The organism is Adlercreutzia equolifaciens, from assembly GCF_029076695.1.
Classification (GTDB): Bacteria; Actinomycetota; Coriobacteriia; order Coriobacteriales; family Eggerthellaceae; genus Adlercreutzia; species Adlercreutzia equolifaciens_A.
The window spans coordinates 1-313 of the sequence record NZ_JARFIK010000278.1; the positions used below are offsets into that span (position 1 = coordinate 1).

The window sequence follows — 313 nt, forward strand, 5'->3', positions numbered from 1 at the left end:
AGCGCATCAACGAAGTCCTGGTAGCAGCTATGGCGACGGGCGATCCCGCGTCGCCGGAGGCCCGCATGTGCGCCGAGAGGCACGCCCAGTGGATTCGCGTTCACTGGGGCGAAGGCGCCTACACGCCCGAGGCGCACCGTGCCCTGGCCGACGGCTACCTGGCTGATCCGCGCTTCATTGACTACTACGACGATGCCTGCGGCAAAGGCGCCACGCAGTTCCTGCGCGACATCATCCATGCCAACGTGCGCTAGCGACGAGGGCAGCGCCAGGGGGCGCTGGGTTCTTCTCGGAGCTCTCTGTCGCATCTTCA

At 66.5% G+C, this 313-nt stretch carries 1 protein-coding gene; it reads left to right on the forward strand.

Translation table 11 applies throughout. The features are described 5' to 3' along the window. On the forward strand, positions 1–254 hold a 254-nt coding region (locus tag PZH32_RS12400), incomplete at its 5' end, for a TipAS antibiotic-recognition domain-containing protein (protein WP_275208552.1). Between the last annotated feature and the right edge of the window lie 59 nt (positions 255–313).